The organism is Streptomyces sp. 71268 (assembly GCF_029392895.1).
Lineage (GTDB): Bacteria > Actinomycetota > Actinomycetes > Streptomycetales > Streptomycetaceae > Streptomyces.
Genome location: NZ_CP114200.1, coordinates 4,042,950 through 4,061,004, shown reverse-complemented (window position 1 = coordinate 4,061,004; position 18,055 = coordinate 4,042,950). Strand labels below are relative to the sequence as shown.

Annotated in this window: 13 protein-coding genes; 6 read left to right on the top strand and 7 right to left on the bottom strand. The window is 73.2% G+C overall.

Annotated features, from left to right (window positions below):
• Window positions 1-29: 29 nt before the first annotated feature.
• Both OYE22_RS15555 and OYE22_RS15550 read left to right on the top strand, forming a co-directional pair.
• Window positions 30-1,934: an NHL domain-containing thioredoxin family protein gene (locus tag OYE22_RS15555; protein WP_277320976.1), complete on the top strand. Its 1,905-nt coding sequence runs from the start codon at window positions 30-32 to the stop codon at window positions 1,932-1,934.
• A gap of 206 nt (window positions 1,935-2,140) precedes the next feature.
• Window positions 2,141-4,003: a cytochrome c biogenesis protein DipZ gene (locus OYE22_RS15550; RefSeq protein ID WP_277320975.1), complete on the top strand. Its 1,863-nt coding sequence runs from the start codon at window positions 2,141-2,143 to the stop codon at window positions 4,001-4,003.
• Window positions 4,004-4,142: 139 nt separating this feature from the next.
• Here OYE22_RS15550 and OYE22_RS15545 read toward each other — a convergent pair whose 3' ends face one another.
• Window positions 4,143-4,898 (bottom strand): anti-sigma factor, encoded by a 756-nt coding sequence (locus OYE22_RS15545; protein ID WP_277320974.1) that lies wholly within the window; start codon window positions 4,896-4,898, stop codon window positions 4,143-4,145.
• Window positions 4,895-5,482: a sigma-70 family RNA polymerase sigma factor gene (locus OYE22_RS15540; RefSeq protein ID WP_277320973.1), complete on the bottom strand. Its 588-nt coding sequence runs from the start codon at window positions 5,480-5,482 to the stop codon at window positions 4,895-4,897. Before OYE22_RS15540 ends, OYE22_RS15545 begins: the two co-directional genes overlap by 4 nt.
• Before the next feature lie 437 nt (window positions 5,483-5,919).
• Between OYE22_RS15540 and OYE22_RS15535 the strand changes: the two genes are divergently transcribed.
• Window positions 5,920-6,597, top strand: a complete 678-nt coding sequence (locus tag OYE22_RS15535) for a fasciclin domain-containing protein (protein ID WP_277320972.1) — start codon at window positions 5,920-5,922, stop codon at window positions 6,595-6,597.
• A gap of 190 nt (window positions 6,598-6,787) precedes the next feature.
• On the opposite strand, the gene OYE22_RS15530 is transcribed toward OYE22_RS15535, so the two are convergent.
• The 4 genes from OYE22_RS15530 to OYE22_RS15515 all read right to left on the bottom strand — a co-directional run bounded on the left by OYE22_RS15530 (window position 6,788) and on the right by OYE22_RS15515 (window position 13,874).
• Window positions 6,788-7,621: a DUF4232 domain-containing protein gene (locus tag OYE22_RS15530; protein WP_277320971.1), complete on the bottom strand. Its 834-nt coding sequence runs from the start codon at window positions 7,619-7,621 to the stop codon at window positions 6,788-6,790.
• Between the two features lie 256 nt (window positions 7,622-7,877).
• Window positions 7,878-10,259, bottom strand: a complete 2,382-nt coding sequence (locus tag OYE22_RS15525; RefSeq protein ID WP_277320970.1) for an AfsR/SARP family transcriptional regulator — start codon at window positions 10,257-10,259, stop codon at window positions 7,878-7,880.
• A 1-nt stretch (window position 10,260) separates the two neighbouring features.
• On the bottom strand, window positions 10,261-11,556 hold the full coding sequence (locus tag OYE22_RS15520; protein WP_277320969.1) for a M18 family aminopeptidase: 1,296 nt from the start codon (window positions 11,554-11,556) through the stop codon (window positions 10,261-10,263).
• A 491-nt stretch (window positions 11,557-12,047) separates the two neighbouring features.
• A complete protein-coding gene (locus OYE22_RS15515; RefSeq protein ID WP_277320968.1) occupies window positions 12,048-13,874 on the bottom strand; it encodes an acyl-CoA dehydrogenase in 1,827 nt (608 codons plus the stop codon).
• A 164-nt stretch (window positions 13,875-14,038) separates the two neighbouring features.
• Here OYE22_RS15515 and OYE22_RS15510 point away from each other — a divergent pair, with 164 nt between their 5' ends.
• The 3 genes from OYE22_RS15510 (at window position 14,039) to OYE22_RS15500 (ending at window position 15,965) form a co-directional block, all read left to right on the top strand.
• Complete coding sequence (locus tag OYE22_RS15510; RefSeq protein WP_176162994.1) at window positions 14,039-14,545, top strand: SseB family protein; 507 nt, start codon at window positions 14,039-14,041, stop codon at window positions 14,543-14,545.
• 236 nt (window positions 14,546-14,781) lie between these two features.
• On the top strand, window positions 14,782-14,940 hold the full coding sequence (locus OYE22_RS15505) for a hypothetical protein (RefSeq protein WP_277324441.1): 159 nt from the start codon (window positions 14,782-14,784) through the stop codon (window positions 14,938-14,940).
• A gap of 59 nt (window positions 14,941-14,999) precedes the next feature.
• Window positions 15,000-15,965, top strand: a complete 966-nt coding sequence (locus tag OYE22_RS15500; protein ID WP_277320967.1) for a pirin family protein — start codon at window positions 15,000-15,002, stop codon at window positions 15,963-15,965.
• Between the two features lie 265 nt (window positions 15,966-16,230).
• Here the strand turns inward: OYE22_RS15500 and OYE22_RS15495 are convergent, their stop codons facing one another.
• Window positions 16,231-17,949, bottom strand: coding sequence for a recombinase family protein (locus OYE22_RS15495; protein WP_277320966.1), 1,719 nt, complete (start codon window positions 17,947-17,949; stop codon window positions 16,231-16,233).
• Window positions 17,950-18,055 lie beyond the last annotated feature (106 nt).

The window sequence follows — 18,055 nt, the reverse complement described above, 5'->3', positions numbered from 1 at the left end:
GCGCGGGGCCGTTGCTGTTGGATGGGGACATGGCTTCACGTGCGCGCGTAAGGGCCCCCGAACTGAGTGGTGCGGGCGGCTGGCTGAACACCGGCGGCAGCGACCTTTCCCTCGCTGACCTGCGAGGACGCATCGTCATCCTGGACTTCTGGACCTTCTGTTGCGTCAACTGCCTGCACGTGCTCGACGAGCTGCGCGAGCTTGAGGAGAAGCACCGGGACACCGTGGTGATCGTCGGCGTGCACTCGCCGAAGTTCGTGCACGAGGCCGAGCACCAGGCCGTCGTCGACGCCACCGAGCGGTACGAGGTGCGCCACCCCGTCCTGGACGACCCCGACCTCGCCACCTGGAAGCAGTACGCGGTCCGCGCCTGGCCCACCCTCGTCGTCATCGACCCCGAGGGGTACGTGGTGGCGCAGCACGCCGGCGAGGGCCACGCGCACGCGATCGAGCGGCTCGTGGAGGAGCTGGAGGCCACCCACGAGGCGAAGGGCACGCTGCGGCGCGGCGCCGGCCCGTACGTCGAGCCCGAGCCCGTCCCCGGTGACCTGCGCTTCCCCGGCAAGGTCATCCAGCTCCCCGGCGGCAACCTGCTCGTCTCCGACTCCACCCGGCACGCCCTGGTGGAGCTGGCGCCCGACGGCGAGACCGTGGTGCGGCGGATCGGCAGTGGCGAGCGCGGCCTGGCCGACGGGGACGCCCGGACCGCCAGGTTCAACGAGCCGCAGGGCCTCGCGCTGCTGCCGGCCGGCCCCGACGGCGGCCAGCGGGTGGTCGTCGCCGACACCGTCAACCACGCCCTGCGCAGCTTCGACCCGGCCACCGGCACTGTGGAGACCATCGCCGGCACCGGCCGCCAGTGGTGGCAGGGCGCGCCGACCTCGGGCCCGGCCCGCGAGGTGGACCTGTCCTCGCCGTGGGACCTGGCCTACTTCGCCGACCGGCTGTGGATCGCCATGGCCGGCGTCCACCAGCTGTGGACGTACGACCCGGTCGCCGGCACGGTGCGAGCCGCCGCCGGCACCACCAACGAGGGCCTGGTGGACGGGCCGGCCGAGCAGGCGTGGTTCGCCCAGCCGTCCGGCCTGGCCGCCACCGCCGACCGGCTGTGGATCGCCGACTCGGAGACCTCGGCCCTGCGCTACGTCGAGCGCGACCCGCGGGAGGCGGACGGGGCGGAGGCGGGGGACGCGTCGAAGACGGCCGACGCGGCGGACGCCTTCGTGGTGCGTACCGCCGTCGGCACCGGCCTGTTCGACTTCGGCCACCGCGACGGCCCGGCCGAGCAGGCGCTGTTCCAGCACCCGCTGGGCGTCACCGCGCTGCGCGACGGCAGCGTCGCCGTCAGCGACACGTACAACCAGGCGCTGCGCCGCTACGACCCGGCCACCGGCGAGGTCAGCACGCTGGCGACCGACCTGCGCGAGCCCTCGGGCGCGGTGCTCGTCGGCGACGACATCGTGGTGGTCGAGTCCGCCCGGCACCAACTGACCCGGCTCAAGCTGCCCGAGGAGGCGGTGCGCGTCGAGTCCGTCGCGCACCGCACCCAGCGCGCGGCCACCGAGGTCGCCCCGGGCGCGCTCCGGCTCGACGTGGTCTTCCAGGCCCCCAGCGGCCAGAAGCTGGACACCCGGTACGGCCCGTCCACCCGGCTGCTGGTCAGCTCGACCCCGCCGGAGCTGCTGGCCGACGGGGCGGGCGCGGGCCCGGACCTCAGCCGCGAGCTGCGGCTGGCCGACGGCGTCAGCGAGGGCGTCCTGCACGTCTCGGCGATGGCCGCCTCCTGCGACGACGCGCCCGACATCGCCTACCCGGCCTGCCACGTCCACCAGCAGGACTGGGGCGTCCCGATCCGCGTCACGCCGACCGGCGCGAACCGGCTGCCGCTGGTCCTGGCGGGCCTGGACGCGGAGTCGGGCACGGAGGCGGAGTAGCGCGGCCCCTCGCCGGGGGAGCGGAACGGCAGACGGGGAAGCCCGGGCGCGCGCCGAGAGGTCGCGCCCGGGCTTCCGCGCGTCTGGTGGAGCGCGTGGCGCGGGAGGCCAGCGCCGGGCGGCCGTGCCAATCCGCGGGCCCGCCAGCCGCGAAGTACAGGTGAGGAGCCCGGGCCCACCGGTCTCCTGACCGAAGGGCGGACCCCGTGCTCACCTTGATCCTGATCGGACTGCTGGGCGGTCTCATCACGGCGGTCTCGCCGTGCGTCCTGCCGGTCCTGCCCGTCGTCTTCCTGGCCGGTGGGCCGAGTGGACCGGGCGGCCGGCGGGCTTCGTCGGGCGGCGGCGCCCGGCGCCCCGAGGCTCGCGGCCGGGCGGCCGGCGCGAGCGGGCGCGCGGCCGGCCCGGTCGCCACCGTCGAGGCCGGCCCGACAGCCGGCACGGAAGCCGACCCGCACCCCGGCGCGGAAGCCGATGCCGACGCGCCACGGGCCCGGCGGACGCGGAACCGGCGGCCGTACGCCGTCGTGGCGGGCCTCGTGGTCAGCTTCAGCTTCTTCGCCCTGCTCGGCGTGACGCTGATCTCCGCGCTGGGGCTGCCCGACGACATCCTGCGCTACGTCGGTCTGACGCTGCTGGTCCTCATCGGCGTCGGGCTGGTCTTCCCCCGCGTCGAGAGCCTGCTGGAGCGGCCGTTCGCGCGCATCCCGCAGCGCCAGGTGGGCAGGGAGAGCGGCGCGTTCGTGCTCGGCGTGGGACTCGGGCTGCTGTACGTGCCCTGCGCGGGCCCGGTCCTCGCGGCCATCACCGTCGCCGGGGCGCGCGGTCGGATCAGTGTCGACATCGTCGCGCTGACCGTCTCCTTCGCCGTCGGCACGGCCGTTCCGCTGCTGGCCTTCGCGCTCGCCGGGCGCCGGGTCGCCGAACGTGTCGCCGCCTTCCGCACCCGCGCCCGTGGCCTGCGGATCGCCGCGGGCACCGTGATGATCGTGCTGGCCGCCGCGCTGGCCTTCGACGTCACCGCGGCCATCCAGCGCACCCTGCCCGACTACACGGCCTCCGCGCGGCGCGGCATCGAGGACAGCGACGCCGCCCGGCAGAAGCTCTCCGGCCTCTACGGCAAGGAGAACAAGGAACTCTCCCGGTGCGAGGACGGCGTCGACGAGCTGCGCTCCTGCGGCAGGGCTCCGAGCCTCAAGGGCATCACCCGGTGGCTCAACACCCCACAGGGGCGTCCGGTGAGGCTGGAGGCGCTGCGCGGCAAGGTCGTCCTCATCGACTTCTGGACCTACTCGTGCGTGAACTGCCAACGCAGCCTGCCGCACATCAAGGCCTGGGACCGCGCCTACCGCGACGCGGGGCTGCGCGTGATCGGGGTGCACTCACCCGAGTTCGCGTTCGAGAAGAACGCGTCGAACGTCGCCGACCAGACGCGCAAGATGGGCATCGACTATCCGGTGGCCCTCGACAACAAGCTCGCCACCTGGGACAACTACCGCAACCGGTACTGGCCCGCGAAGTACCTCATCGACTCCGCCGGGACCGTTCGCTACTTCCGCTTCGGCGAGGGCAGGTACGAGCAGACCGAGGGCCTGATCCGCGACCTCCTCCGGCAGGCCGACCCCGGTGTGCGGCTGCCCGCCGCGACGACGGGCCGCGCCGACGAACTCACCGAGGACCGCACCCCCGAGACGTACCTGAGCACCCACCGCATCGACCGTTACGTCGGTGATCCGCTGACGGCGGACAAGGCCAGGCGGTACCGCCTCCCCGCCGACCTGCCCCGCGACGCGGTCGCCCTGGGTGGCACCTGGACGGCCGGATACGAGCACTTCACCGCGGGCCGGGAGGCTCGAATCGCCCTGGATTACCGGGCCAGGAAGGTCCATCTGGTCCTCGCCGGTCAGGGACCGGTGGAGGTCCTGGTGGACGGCAAGCCCACCCGGACGATCCAGGTCGACGGCACCCCCACCCTCCACACGCTCGTCGACGAGGACGACGCGCACCGGGCCCGCCTTGAGGTGCGCCCCGCTCCGGGGATCGAGGCGTACGCCTTCACCTTCGGCTGATCCGGCCGACGGTCGGGTCGGTCGGGCGGCGAGCCCGCTCGACCGCCCCCCACTGACCCGACCGACCCCACCAACACGACGGCGCGGACGCCGGCCCCGACCGGGCCGACCTCCGCGCCGCGCGCGTGCGCGCCGCGCCCTAGGCGGGCAGTTCCAACGCCGCCACCGGCTCGGTCGTCGGGCGTGGCGAACCGCCCGCGGGTTCCACGGTGATGCCCATGCCGCGCGCGCCGTCCACGGCGCCGCTCATGACGGCACTGGTGCCGGTGCCGCCACGGCCCAGCAACCCGGCCGGGCGCATGACCCCGCCGTCGTCGAACCACATCTGGTAGACCCTGTCCGCCGGCAACCGCCGGGCGTCGACGATCACGGCGGCCCGGTCCTGGGAGCGGGAGGCGACGACGGTGGCGACGCCGCCGTCCTCGATCCGGCCGCTGGTCATGGTGGCGTCCGGCGCCGCGAGCACCCGGGCCAGCGCCCGCGCCTGCCGCTGGACCTCTTCGGCGCCACCCCGGGCCTGCTCGGCCTCGTGGTGCTGCCAGACCGCGACACCGCCCAGGCCGGCCGCCACGGTCACGCAGGCCGCCAGCGCCAGGTGTGTCGCGCGCCGGGCGAACCACTTCGCGCCGCGTCCGTCGCCCGACACCCGCCGGGGCTCCTCGGGTGGCACCTGGCGCACGGCGGTGATGCCACGCAGGACACGTTCGCGCATCGCGGGAGGGGGGACGAGCGAGGCGGCCAGGCCGAGCCGGGCGGCCGTCCCGGCGAACTCGCGGACCTCCCGGGCACAGGCCGGGCAGTCCGCCAGGTGGCGCTCGAAGCGCGCGCGCTCCGGCTCGGACAGGGCGTGCAGGGCGTAGGCGCCGGTCAGCGTGTGCAGGTCCGCGGCGTTCATGCGGTGCCCCCCAGGCAGTCGCGGAGACGGATCAACCCGTCCCGCATCCTCGTCTTGATGGTGCCCAGCGGCAGCTTCAGCAGCTCCGCGACCTCACGGTAGGTCAGCCCCCGGTAGTAGGCGAGGGTCACCGCCTGCCGCTGCCGCTCGGTGAGGCCACCGAGGCAACGGCGCACCTGTTCCCGCTCCAGCCGGCTCTCGACCTGTTCGGTCACGTCGTCGAAGGCGGGGGTGTGGTCGAGCCGGGCCACCCGTTCCTCGCGGTCCGCCCGGGCCTGGGCCGAGCGGACCCGGTCGACGGCACGGCGGTGGGCGAGCGTCATCACCCAGGTCATCGCGGAGCCCCGGTCAGCCTGGAAGCGGGCCGCGGTCCGCCAGACCTCGACCAGCACCTCCTGGGTGACCTCCTCCGACTGCGCGGGGTCACACAGCACCCGGCGCACCAGGCCCAGGACAGGCCCCGCGACGGCGTCGTAGACGTGGGCGAAGGCTTCCTGGTCGCCCCGGGCGACCCGTTCCAACAACTCCGTGAGGCCAGGCCCGTGCCCGGCGGTGCCGCCGATGCGTACGGGTTCTCGCACCATGTCGCCCTTTCCGTGGTCGGCCGCCCGCTGTCGCGGGTCCGCTCCCTGTTCGTAGCCGTCGGCACCGCGGATTGGTCCCGGCCGCGCCGCGACGGACGGGGGGAGCACGCGGCTGCCCGGGGGCGTACGACCCGGCCCGGGGGCGTGCGACGCGGTCTGGGGCGTACGACGCGGTCCGGTGGACGGCGCGACCCGACTCTTTCGGAAGAACGGCCAATCCGCCCGGGGCGGTGCTCCGAATAGCGGGTGTGACGGCTCACCGAAGACCACTCCCGCCGCGCACCGGTCTGCCACGGCGCCTCCCGGTGCGCGACGCGAACTCGCCGTTTCCGGGGCGCGGCGGCCGGGCCCCGGAAACGGCGGTCCCACGAACCGGCACCCGCCCGCCCGCGACAACCGCGCCCGACATCCCAGCAGCCTCCCGAAGGAGCACCATCATGCGCACCACCTCCCGCACCCGCCGCACCGGCCGTCTCGCGCTCGCACTCGTAGCGGCGGCGGCGCTGCCGCTGACGCTGACCGCGTGCTCGGACGACGGCGACGACAAGGACAAGGACAGCGGTGCGGACAGCTCCGCGTCGGCGAAGGAGAAGCCCGGCGCACCGGAGGAGGAGACGAGCCCGGCCGACAGCGCCATGGCCAAGCCGTTCGGTCCGGCCTGTGCCTCGGTCCCCGAGGAGGGCTCCGGCAGCTTCGACGGCATGGCCAAGGACCCGGTCGCCACCGCGGCGTCCAACAACCCGGAGCTGTCCACCCTCGTCTCGGCCGTGCAGAAGGCCGGCCTGGTCGAGACGTTGAACAGTGCCGAGAACATCACCGTCTTCGCCCCCACCAACGACGCCTTCGCCAAGATCCCGAAGGCCGACCTGGACAAGGTGATGAACGACGAGGCCATGCTGAAGAAGGTGCTGACCTACCACGTCGTGGGCCAGCCGCTGCCGCCGGAGAAGCTGGCCAAGGGTTCCTACCCGACGCTGGCCAAGAGCACGCTGACCACCGCGGGATCGGGCGAGAGCTTCAAGGTCAACGACAGCTCCAACGTGGTCTGCGGTGACGTGCGGACCTCCAACGCCACCGTGCACATCGTCGACTCGGTGCTCATGCCCCCGATGTGACGTCGAGCGACGACGTGACGAAGGCCCGCCCCGGATGTCGGGGCGGGCCTTCGGGCGGATGACGGGGCGACGGCTTCGGGGGTGTGCCGGTGGGCCCGTGTCCGCCGGCTCGGGTCTGGCGCGTGGCGCCGGGTCCGTCGGCTGACGGGGAGCGCGGGGCGTGGGTCAGGCGCCCCGCGTCGGGCCTGCCCTACAGGGAGTCCAGGCCGGCGCCCCAGTAGGTGACCGAGGAGTTGTCGTCGAGGAGGAGGCCGGCGCCGGCCGGCGCGGAGACGGTCGCCTGGCCCGACAGGGGGTGGTTGTCGGCGTCCACGAGGGTGACCGTGAGCCGCTGCTCGCGGTGCGGGGTGGAGCCGTCCTCGCTGCCGAGACCGATGGTGGCGGTCGTGGACTCGCCGGGCGCCACCGTCCGCACGGCCTGCGGCTTGTCCCCGCCCACCGCGAGCGGCGCCTGCGCGTTCGGGTAGCCGACGAGCGGAACGTGGTACGCGTTGCAGGCGGTGGACCCGGTGTTGGTGAGCTTCAACGTGATCGCGGGAATCGTGCCACCCGTGTGCTCCAGCGTGATCTGGGTGTCCGCGACCGTGCAGGGCTTGTCGGTCGGGCCGCCGTCCTCGCTGCCCGAGCCGGCGTCCGAGCCGGTGTCGGTCGGCCGCTCCTTGGCGCCCTCGACGCCCGGGCCCTTGCCGCCGGTCTCCGTGCCGCCCTGACCGGCGCTGTCCGAGCCACCCGTGCCGCCCGTGCCGCTTCCCTGACCGACCGGGGAGTCGCCCTTGCCGCCCGTCTCGGCGCCGCTGTCGCCACCGTTCTCGGCGCTCGCGTCCTTCGCCGCCGGCTCCAGCGACGGCGCCGAGTCCGCCTTACCCTCCGTCTTGGTGCCCGAACTGTCGTCGGAGCCGCAGGCGGTCAGCGTCAGCGCGGCGAGCGCGGTGACCGTGGCGGCGGTGATGCGGACCGCGTTGCCGCGCAGGCGGCCGGTGCGGGCGGCGTTGTTGGTGGCGGCGGTGGCGGTGGTGTGCGACATGTTCTGGTCCCCCCAGGAGCGCTGGTCGGTTGGTATGGCTCAAGCCTGCCGGGGCCCGTTGCCGTGCTGCTAACCCCTGCCTAACAGGCCCGCGTTAGCCACCTGACCAGCACAAACCACCTTCGTTACGGGGAGGTTGACAGCCGTCGGCACCGCTGTCGGCACCGTTGGCGACACCCACCAACGCCCGCACGCGCGACGGGGCCGCCCCCAGGGGCGGCCCCGTCGTGTTCGATTCCGCGCGGACAGTGGTGCGTTAGCCTCCGCTCTCCGGCGGCGCCCCGGACGAGGGCGGCGACCCGGGCGGCGGGGGTGCGGCCGGGGGCGTGCCCGGCGGCCGGGGCTGGCCGCCGCTCGTCTTGCCGTCCCTGGCGAACAGCTTGACCAGGTCGCTCATCGTGTAGCGGCCGGTGGCCTCCTCGTCGACCAGGTGCATCTCGGCGAGCCGGTCGAGACCGTCCAGCGTCACGTCCGGGTCGGAGCCGGCGAACGCCGCCACCGCCGTGGCCTCCACGTGCCGGTCGAACCCCGAACCGAGCGCGGCCAACAGCCGCGCGTCGTCCGCCGACAACCGGGCCACCGACATGCGCAGCGCGGCGGCGATGCCGGTGTCCTCGGCCGACAGCAGGGCCAGCCGCCGCTGCTCGTCGCGGAGCGCCGAGGCCAGCCGGGCAAGGCGCCACCTCGGCCGCGCGGTGAGCTGCGCGGAGGCGGCCCGCAGCGCGAGCGGCAACCCGTCACACAGGTCCACCAACTCCCGCGCCGCGTCCGGATCGTCGGCCACCCGGTCGCCACCGAGCATGGCCGTCAGCAGGTCCACGCCGTCCTGCGGGGTCAGCGCCTGCAACGGCACCGGCCGCGCGGCGTCGGTGGCCACCAGCCCGTCGAGCCGGCTGCGGCTGGTCACCAGCGTCACGCAGGCCGAGTCCGCGCCCTGGCCGCCGCCCGGCAGCAGCGGCCGCACCTGCGCGGAGCTGCGCGCGTTGTCGAGGACGACCAGCAGCCGCCGCCCGGCGACCCGGGACCGGTACAGCGCCGCGGCGCTCTCCGGCGAGCCCGGGATGCGGTCCGGCGGCGTGCCGAGCGCCAGCAGGAAGTCCCGCAACACCTCGATGGGCGGGGCCTCCTCACGCTCGCCGAAGCCCCGCAGGTCCGCGAAGAGCAGCCCGTCCGGGTAGGCGGCGGCGTGCTGGTGCGCCCAGTGCACGGCGAACGCCGTCTTGCCGACCCCGGCCGGGCCGGTCACCAGCGCGATGGGGGCCTCGCCCGGCGCCGGCGTGCGCACCAGCGCGCTCAGCGACTGGAGTTCGGCCTGCCGGCCACGGAACCGGGTGGGCGGCCGGGGCAACAGCCACGGCGCGCTCGCCCCGGCCCGCGCCCCGTCGGCGCCACCCGCCGGGTACCCGCCGGGCTGCCCGGCACCGGCCACGCCCCCGGAACCCGCGACGCCCGCGACGCCCGCAGAGCCCGCCCCCGCGCCCTCGCCCGGGGGCTGGGGCGCCGGCGGGTACGCGTCGGCCGGCGGATACCCGGCACCGGCCGGCGGGTAGGGCCCCGCCGGATACCCGCCGTCGCCGTGCGGCCCGACGCCCGGCTGAGCCCCTGGCATCGCCGCCGGCTGGGCCCCTGGCCGCGCCGCGACCGGGCCCTGGGCCCCCGCGCCGTACGGGGCCGCTCCGCCGCCGTGGGGGCCGCTCTCCGCGGCCGGGGCGGCCCGGCCGACCCGCGGGTCGCCGGGGCCCTGGGCCGCGGCCGTGCCGCCGCCTGGCGCCCTGCCATGGGGCGCGGCGGGTCGCTGGCCCCCCGGCGCGCGCTGGGCGGGCACCGCCGCGTCCGCGTTCAGGATCTCCTCGTACGCGCGGCGCAGCCCCTCGCCCGGGTCCACGCCGAGTTCGTCACTGAGCAACCCGCGGGTGCGGTGGTACCAGCCGAGCGCGTCCGACTGCCGGCCCGCCCGGTACAGGGCGCGCATCAGCGTCGCGATCAGACCCTCGCGCAACGGGTGCGCGACGGCCTCGGTGTGCAGCACGGCGGCGGCCACGTCGTACTGCCCCAGCTCCTCGTGCGCGTACGCCAGCGCCTCCACCGCCGACAGCCGCCGCTCCTCCAGGGCGTGCGCCGCCGCGGCGTACGGCGGGCTGGTCACGGTGCCGGTCAGGGCGGGGCCGCGCCACAGGCCCAGCGCCTCGCGCAGCATCGGCACGGCGTCGGCCGCCGCGCCGGCCCCACCGGGACCCGCGGCCGGGCCCGCGCCCTGCCCCGGCCGACCGGTCGCGTCCCGCCAGCCGGTCATCTCGCGGGCGCGGGCCACCAGTTCCTCGAACCGGTGCGCGTCCACCCGCTCGGCCGGCAGCCGCAACAGGTACGCCGAACCCTGCGTCGTCAGCTCGACCCCGAAGGTGTGCGCGCCACCGTCCGCGAGCGTGGCCCGCAGCCGCGAGACGTGGCCCTGGACGACGGTGCGGGCGTGCTCGGGCGGATCGTCCTCCCACAGCGCGGTGATCAGCCGCTCCACCGGCACCGTGGTGTTCGCCTGGAGCAGCAGCATGGCCAGTACGCTGCGCCGTTTGGCCGGGCCGAGCGGCAGGTCACCGTGCGCGGTCCGCACGGCGACCGGGCCCAGCAGTGAGAATTCCAAGTCAGCCCTCCAGGAACGCGGCCAGCACGTTCGCGAGCAGGAACGGGTCGTCGGCGCCGCACAGTTCGCGGGCCGAGTGCATGGAGAGGATCGCGACACCGATGTCCACGGTGGCGATGCCGTGTCGGGCCGCGGTGATCGGCCCGATCGTGGTGCCGCACGGTACCGCGTTGTTGGAGACGAAGGACTGCCACGGCACCCCCGCCCGCTCGCAGGCGGCCGCGAACACCGCGCGCCCGCTGCCGTCGGTGGCGTACCGCTGGTTGACGTTGACCTTCAGGATCGGGCCGCCGTTGGGCATCGGGTGGTGACCCGGCTCGTGCCGCTCCGGGTAGTTGGGGTGCACGGCGTGCCCGGTGTCGGACGAGAGGCACACCGTGCCGGCGAGGGCGCGGGCCCGGTCCTCGTACGAGCCGCCGCGCGCGAAGACCGAGCGCTCCAGGACGGTGCCGAGCAGCGGGCCGTCGGCGCCGGTGTCGGACTGGCTGCCGTTCTCCTCGTGGTCGAAGGCGGCCAGCACCGGGATGTGCGGCAGGTCGGCGCCACGGGTGGCGACGGCGGCCAGCGCGGCGGCCTCGGCGTGCACCGACAGCAGGTTGTCCAGGCGCGGGCCGGCCACCAACTCGCGGTCCCGGCCCAGGTAGGAGGGCGGCTCGACGCTGTGCACCATCAGGTCCCAGCCCGCGACGTCCTCGGCGGCCACGCCCGCCTCCTCGGCCACGTACGCGATCAGGTCGCCCTCGCGCACCCCGCCGATGCCCCAGATCGGCGTCAGGTGGCGCTGCCGGTCGAGCTTGAGGCCGTCCGTGTTCACGCTCCGGTCCAGGTGCACGGCGAGCTGCGGCACCCGCAGCAACGGCCGGTCCACGGCCACCAGCCGGTGCGCGCCGTCGCGCAGGGTGAGCCGCCCGCTCAGCCCGAGGTCCCGGTCGAGCCAGGTGTTGAGCAACGTCCCGCCGTAGATCTCCACGGCGATCTGCCGCCAACCGTGGGAGCCGGTGTCCGGCAGCGGCTTGACCCGCAGGTTGGGCGAGTCGGTGTGCGCGCCCACGATCCGGAACGGGGTGGCCGGTCCCGCGCCCTCGGGCACGTACCAGGCGATGATCGCGCCCCCGCGCAGCACGAACTTCCCGCCGCTCGCGCCGTCCCACGCGTCCACCTCGGCGACCTGGCGGAAGCCGGCCTTCTCCAGCCGCGCGGCGACGGTGGCGACCGCGTGGTACGGCGACGGACTCGCGGCGAGGAAGGACAGCAGATCATCGGTGTGGCCGCGATCGAAGCGGGCGGGGCTACTCATGCCCCTCAGCATAAAGAGGCCGGCGAGGGGGGCTGAGGCGAGAACGCGGCGCGTCGCCCGATCATCAGCTCATCGCAGCGAACTGGCCGCGTGGAATTCGGCCACGCCACCTCCCACCGCGCCACCGCCCCGCCCGCCGCGCCGCCCCTGCCCGGCCCGTCCATCCGCCCTGTCCCACCCGTCCGTACGAGGCCCCCCCGCCTGCCCCGCCAGGGACCTGCCAGCCCCGCCAGGGCCCTGCCAGGGTCGCCATCAGCCCCGCCAGGGCCCTGCCAGGCCCGCGCGCCGGCCCGGAAGCGGCCGACGGGGCCCGCTTCCCCGTGGGGTGGGAAGCGGGCCCCGTCTCGTGGGGTGACAGTGGCCTGGGTGCCCCGGGGCGCCGACGGCGGCGGACCCGGGGCGTGGGGCGCGCGGCCCCGCCGACGACCTGCGGCGCGCGACCTGGAAGGCGGCAGTGACTCTCGGCCTGGAAAGCGGCGGTGACTCTCGGCCTAGAAAGCGGCCTCGTCCAGCTCCATCAGCGACTGGTCGATGGACTCGGCGAGCGCGCGCTGGGTGCTCACGCCCGGCAGGACGTTGTGCGCGAAGAACTTCGCGGCGGCGACCTTGCCCTGGTAGAAGGGCACGTCCTTGGCGGTGGCGGTGGGCAGCTTGGCCGCCGCGACCGCGGCGCCGCGCAGCAGCAGGTAGCCGACGATCACGTCACCGGAGGCGAGCAGCAGCCGGGTGGTGTTGAGGCCGACCTTGTAGATGGACGCGACGTCCTTCTCGGTGGCGGCCAGGTCGGTCAGCATCGCGCTGACGATGGCCTCCAGGTCGACGGCGGCCTTGGCCAGCTCCTCGCGGGCCGCGGCCAGCTCGTCGCCGCCCCCCGCCTCGGCGAGGAACTTCTTGATCTCGTCGGAGAGCGTGGTCAGCGCCTGGCCCTGGTCGCGGACGATCTTCCGGAAGAAGTAGTCCTGGCCCTGGATGGCGGTGGTGCCCTCGTAGAGGGTGTCGATCTTGGCGTCCCGGATATACTGCTCGATCGGGTACTCCTGGAGGTACCCGGAGCCGCCGAAGGTCTGGAGCGACTGGGCGAGCTGCTCGTAGGACTTCTCCGAGCCGTAGCCCTTCACGATCGGCAGCAGCAGGTCGTTCAGTCCGTGCAGCGCCTTGGCGTCCTCGCCCGCGGTCTCCTTGACCAGGATCTCGTCCTGGACGGAGGCGGTGTACAGCACCAGGGCGCGCATGCCCTCGGCGTACGCCTTCTGCGTCATCAGCGAGCGGCGCACGTCGGGGTGGTGGGTGATGGTGACACGCGGGGCGGTCTTGTCCGTGAAGGCGGCCAGGTCCGGGCCCTGCACGCGCTCCTTGGCGTACTCCAGGGCGTTGAGGTAGCCGGTGGACAGAGTCGCGATGGCCTTCGTACCGACCATCATCCGGGCGAACTCGATGATGCGGAACATCTGCCGGATGCCGTCGTGCTTCTCACCGATCAGCCAGCCCTTGGCGGGGTGCCGGTCGCCGAAGGTCATCTCGCACGTGTTGGACGCCTTGAGGCCCATCTTGTGCTCGACGTTGGTGGCGTAGACGCCGTTGCGCTCGCCCAGCTCGCCGGTCTCGAAGTCGAACTCGTACTTCGGGACGAGGAACAGCGACAGACCCTTGGTGCCCGGGCCGTGGCCCTCGGGGCGGGCGAGGACGTAGTGCAGGATGTTCTCGGACATGTCGTGCTCGCCCGAGGTGATGAAGCGCTTGACGCCCTCGATGTGCCAGGAGCCGTCGTCCTGCTGGGTGGCCTTGGTGCGGCCGGCGCCGACGTCGGAGCCGGCGTCCGGCTCGGTCAGCACCATGGTGGAGCCCCACTGCTTGTCCACCGCGAGCTTGGCGATGTGCTTCTGCTGCTCGGTGCCCTCCTCGAAGAGCACGCCCGCGAACGCCGGGCCCGAGGCGTACATCCACACCGCCGGGTTGGCGCCGAGGATCGTCTCGGCGAAGCCCCAGAGCAGCGAGCGCGGCGCGGTGGTGCCGCCCAGCTCCTCCTGGAGGCCGAGGCGCCACCACTCGGCGTCCATGTACGCCTGGTAGCTCTTCTTGAAGGTGTCCGGCAGCGGCGCGGTGTTCGTGTCCGGGTCGAAGACCGGCGGGTTCCGGTCGCCGTCCGCATACGAGTCGGCCAGCTCGTTCTCCGAGAGGCGGGCGATCTCGGAGAGCACGCTCTTGGCGGTCTCGACGTCCATCTCGGCGAACGGGCCGGTGCCGTACAGCTTGTCGCGGCCGAGCACCTCGAAGAGGTTGAACTCGATGTCGCGGAGATTCGACTTGTAGTGCCCCATGGCGACGGCTCCGTAAGGCTCGACCCAGCGAGGCGCCGACGGCGCCCGGCCGGGGGTGGGATCGGTTCTCGTATGCGTTTCAAACGATGACCGCCATGATGCTACCCACCGGTAATAAGAGGCAACCCTCAATAGCCCAACTGTGACTCAGTACGCTCTATGACATGTACGGCTACGACCAGAACGCGGGCGGGCAGCAGTACGCCGCCCCGCCACCGCCGCAACAGCCGCCGCACGGCCACCAGGGCCAGCACGGCCACCAGGGTCAGCCGGGCGCGGGGTACGGCGAGCAGCCGCTGTACCCGGAGCCGTCGCCCCCGTCGCTGGCCGACGCGGTCCGTGCCTTCACCACGGGCACCATGGCCCCCGAGGACTTCCAGCAGATCTTCTCGACCTCGAAGGTCTACTGCCCGCGCGGCGACAACCCCGGCTTCCTCGCGCTGCACAACACCCAGCAGCCGGTGATCCCGATGTTCACCTCGCTCAAGGAGCTGCGCCGCTACGCCGGCAAGGAGTCCAAGTACTTCGTGATCACCGGCGCCGAGGTCCTCGACCTGCTCCCGACGGGGTACGGCTTCGTCCTCGACATGGAGGGCCAGCACCGCATGGTGTTCGACGCGAAGGCCGTGGAGCAGATGGTGGACTACGCCATGCGGCAGATGTACGGCTGAGGCTCCGCCCTCCGCCGGGGCGCCCCCGCCCCCCACCGGCCCAACGGACCCGGTCCGGACCGCGCACGCGCGGCCCGGACCGGGTCCGTCGTGTGTGGGGGCGGTGTGGCGGGTGGGGGTGCGGCCCGGGCGGCGTGGCCGAAAGTGGCGCCCGGAGCGCCGGGCGGGAATGGGCGCGTCTTGCCAGTCGTTCACCATTCAACTAAGTTGAATCCGGAACGACCGAGGAGGCCGTCATGCCCGCCGTAACCGTTGAGAACCCGCTGACGCTGCCGCGCGTCGCCGCGCCCGCCACCCGCGCCGGCCACCAGCCCGCGCGCCCGCGGCCCGTACTGAACGTGACCACCGCGCCCAGCGGCCCGGAGGGCGAGGGCTTCCCGGTGCGTCGGGCCTAGGGAAGTCGTTGTCACAGTTCTGACCTGCGAAAACACCTCTCACTTACGCGGAGATCCCCATGCCTGCCATCACTCCCGCTGACCCGCTGGCCCTCTCCCGGGTCGGCGCCCCCACGGACGCGACGCCCCGGCCTGTGCTCACTGTGAGTACGGCCCCGAGCGGCCTGGAGGGGGAGGGCTTCCCCGTTCGTCGCGCCTTCGCCGGCATCGACTACCGGCACCTCGACCCGTTCATCATGATGGACCAGATGGGGGAGGTGAACTACCAGGCCGGCGAGCCGCGCGGCACTCCGTGGCACCCGCACCGAGGGTTCGAGACCGTCACCTATCTGATGGACGGAAGCTTCATCCACCGGGACTCGCACGGCGGCGGCGGTGTCATCAACGACGGTGACACGCAGTGGATGACGGCCGGGTCCGGCTTGCTCCACATCGAGACTCCGCCCGAGGAACTGGTCATGTCCGGCGGGCTGTTCCACGGAATCCAGCTGTGGGTCAACCTCCCGGCCAAGGACAAGATGATGGCACCGCGCTACCAGGACATCGGCGGCGGCAGCGTCACCTACCTGGCCAGCGCCGACGGTGGTTCCATAATCCGTCTGATCGCCGGGGACCTCGACGGCAACGAAGGACCTGGGATCACGCACACGCCGATCACGCTCGTGCACGCCACGGTGAACGCCGGAGCAGAGTTGGTCCTTCCGTGGCGGCCCGACTTCAACGCGCTCGCGTACGTGCTCGCCGGAAACGGCTATGTCGGAACGGATCGCCGCCCCGTGCGCACGGGGCAGACCGTCGTCTTCGGCAGCGGCGACGCACTGACGGTCGGTGCGGACACGAAGCAGGACTCGCGGTCGGACGCCCTGGAGGTGCTGCTCCTCGGCGGGCAGCCGATCCGTGAGCCCATGGCGCACTACGGGCCGTTCGTCATGAACACCCGCGCCGAACTCCAGCAAGCGGTCGATGACTTCCAGGCGGGCCGGCTGGGCGTCATCCCGTCGACCGAGCGCTTGCCGCACGCGTAGGACGCGGTACGCGCCCTGACCCACCCCCGGGCCGTCCGGCCCGGGGCCAGAGCCAGGCCAGGGCGTCCGATGGGGTGCGGCCTCACGTCGTCGGACGCACCGGGCCATGCGACGGCGGCGCCGGCCGTTGGGGCGGCCGGCGCCGCCGAATAACCTGCCGCGGGGTCCGCTGAACGGTGTCGACCACCGTCGCGGCAGTGGGCCGGGGGCCTCGTGCGGGCCCCGCTCGGACACGTCCGCGCACAGAGCCCGTCGACGTTACCGGCTACGCGACCCCGATCTTCGGACGGCCGCTCAGGTCAACGCCGCCGGCCCACTCGATCGTCACACGGGACTCGACCGGGAATCCCCTCCCGGCCCAGCGCCGCGCCTTGCTGACGCTGACGCGGTCGAAGAACAGACGGAGGAACGCGCGCTTCGCCTCGAAGTCCGCGGTGTCCCACCACGAGCCCGGACCGGTCGGGTCCGTATCGGTGGTGAGCCACTCCTCGTACGGCAGCCCAACGGTCTTGCCGTCACCGATCCCGGCGATGCGTGCGTCGATCGAGCGCATCCGCTCCGCGAGCGCCCGTTCGATTGCGCCCCATGACTCGCGGGCGAAGTCGTCCACGAATCCGCCCCTGAGCATCACGCGCTCGCGGTCGGCGTGGTGCGCCTCGCGGGACCTCCGGAGGCGCGCGCGCTCCGAGATCAACCGATCACGCTCCTGCGTCACCTCCGGAGCCTCCGTCCTCTCCCGCTGGATGGCGTAGCGGTTGGCGGCCTCGGCGAGAACGGCGAGTGCGGACTCATCGTCCGTGACCCGCATGACGGCGAAGATCCGTCGGGCGAGGTACTGCTCGATTCCCCGGGCGCCGATGGTGACCTCTCCCTCATGCTGTCCGGGCTTGATGACACGCCGACGGCATCGGTAGTGCTTCTTGGAGCCCGAGCCGCCGTGCGTCATGATCGCGCCGCATTCGCAGAACAACAGCTTCATCGCGGACAGCAGCCCCGACGGCCTGCCGTCCCAGTGAGGGTTGCCGCCCGGATGCCGGTCGCTGAGCCAACCCTGGATCCGGTACCACTGCTCCGCGGAGATGATCGGCGCATAGCGCTGTACGGGGGAACCGTCGGCTCGGCGTACGAGGCGGTATTCGGCGACCGTGTTCGAGCGGGTGCCGTCCCTGCGGGTGCCGTACACGCTCTCGACGTCGAACCCGGCGATGCGGGGGTCGACGAGGACACGCTTCACTGTCTTGGCGTCCCACCTGGCGTCCACCCGCGCCATGGCCGTCCGCTGTCCGCGCGTCTGGTGTCCCTCCTTCTCCAGGATGCGGGCGATCTTCCAGACGGATCCGGTCGGATCGTTCTCCGTGATCCAGTTGTCGGCAAGCTCCGCGATACGCCGGACGACGGGCGCCTCGTGCTCGGTGTCCGGGGTCAGGATCTTGACGGAAACGGGCTTCCCGCTGTCGGTGTGCCGGGTCTCGCGAACCAGCGTGAAACCGAACGGCGCCTTGCCGGTGTAGCCACCCAGACGAGCTTCGAGGTCCTTCGTGGCCCTGATGGCGAGGGACTTGTTCAGGCTCTCCTCATGACTGGCCTGGAGCTTGAAGAGAAGCTCGAACAACGCGAAGAGGTTGTTCGCGTGGCACTCCCGCTTCTCCCCGACGCTGATGATCCGGACGCCGTTGCGGAGCAGCGGGCTCAGGTCGTCGTACGTCTCCTGCGCCGTCCTGCGGCTGAGCCGTGACATGTAGTGCACGACGATGACGTTGAGCCGACCCGCGCCAGCGTCAGCGAGCAAGCGGCGGTAGCCGGGGCGGTCAACGTCCTTGAAGGCGGAGATGCCGAGGTCCTCGTAGCGCTCGATGCACTGCGGTTCCAGCCCCCAGTGGGCGAGTCCGGAAACGCACTCGTGCCACTGCGTTTCCGTGCTCGCCTCGCTCCTGCTCGCACGTTGCTCGGACTGTCGCGTGTAGATGCCCACGTGATGGGCCATGCCGCGAATCACGGCCGGTCTCCCCATGGCGCAACAGTACTGCCTGGCAAGGGAGTTGCAATTGTGTGCCCTGGTGCCCGTGCGGTTTCCAGGCGGTCACGTATCC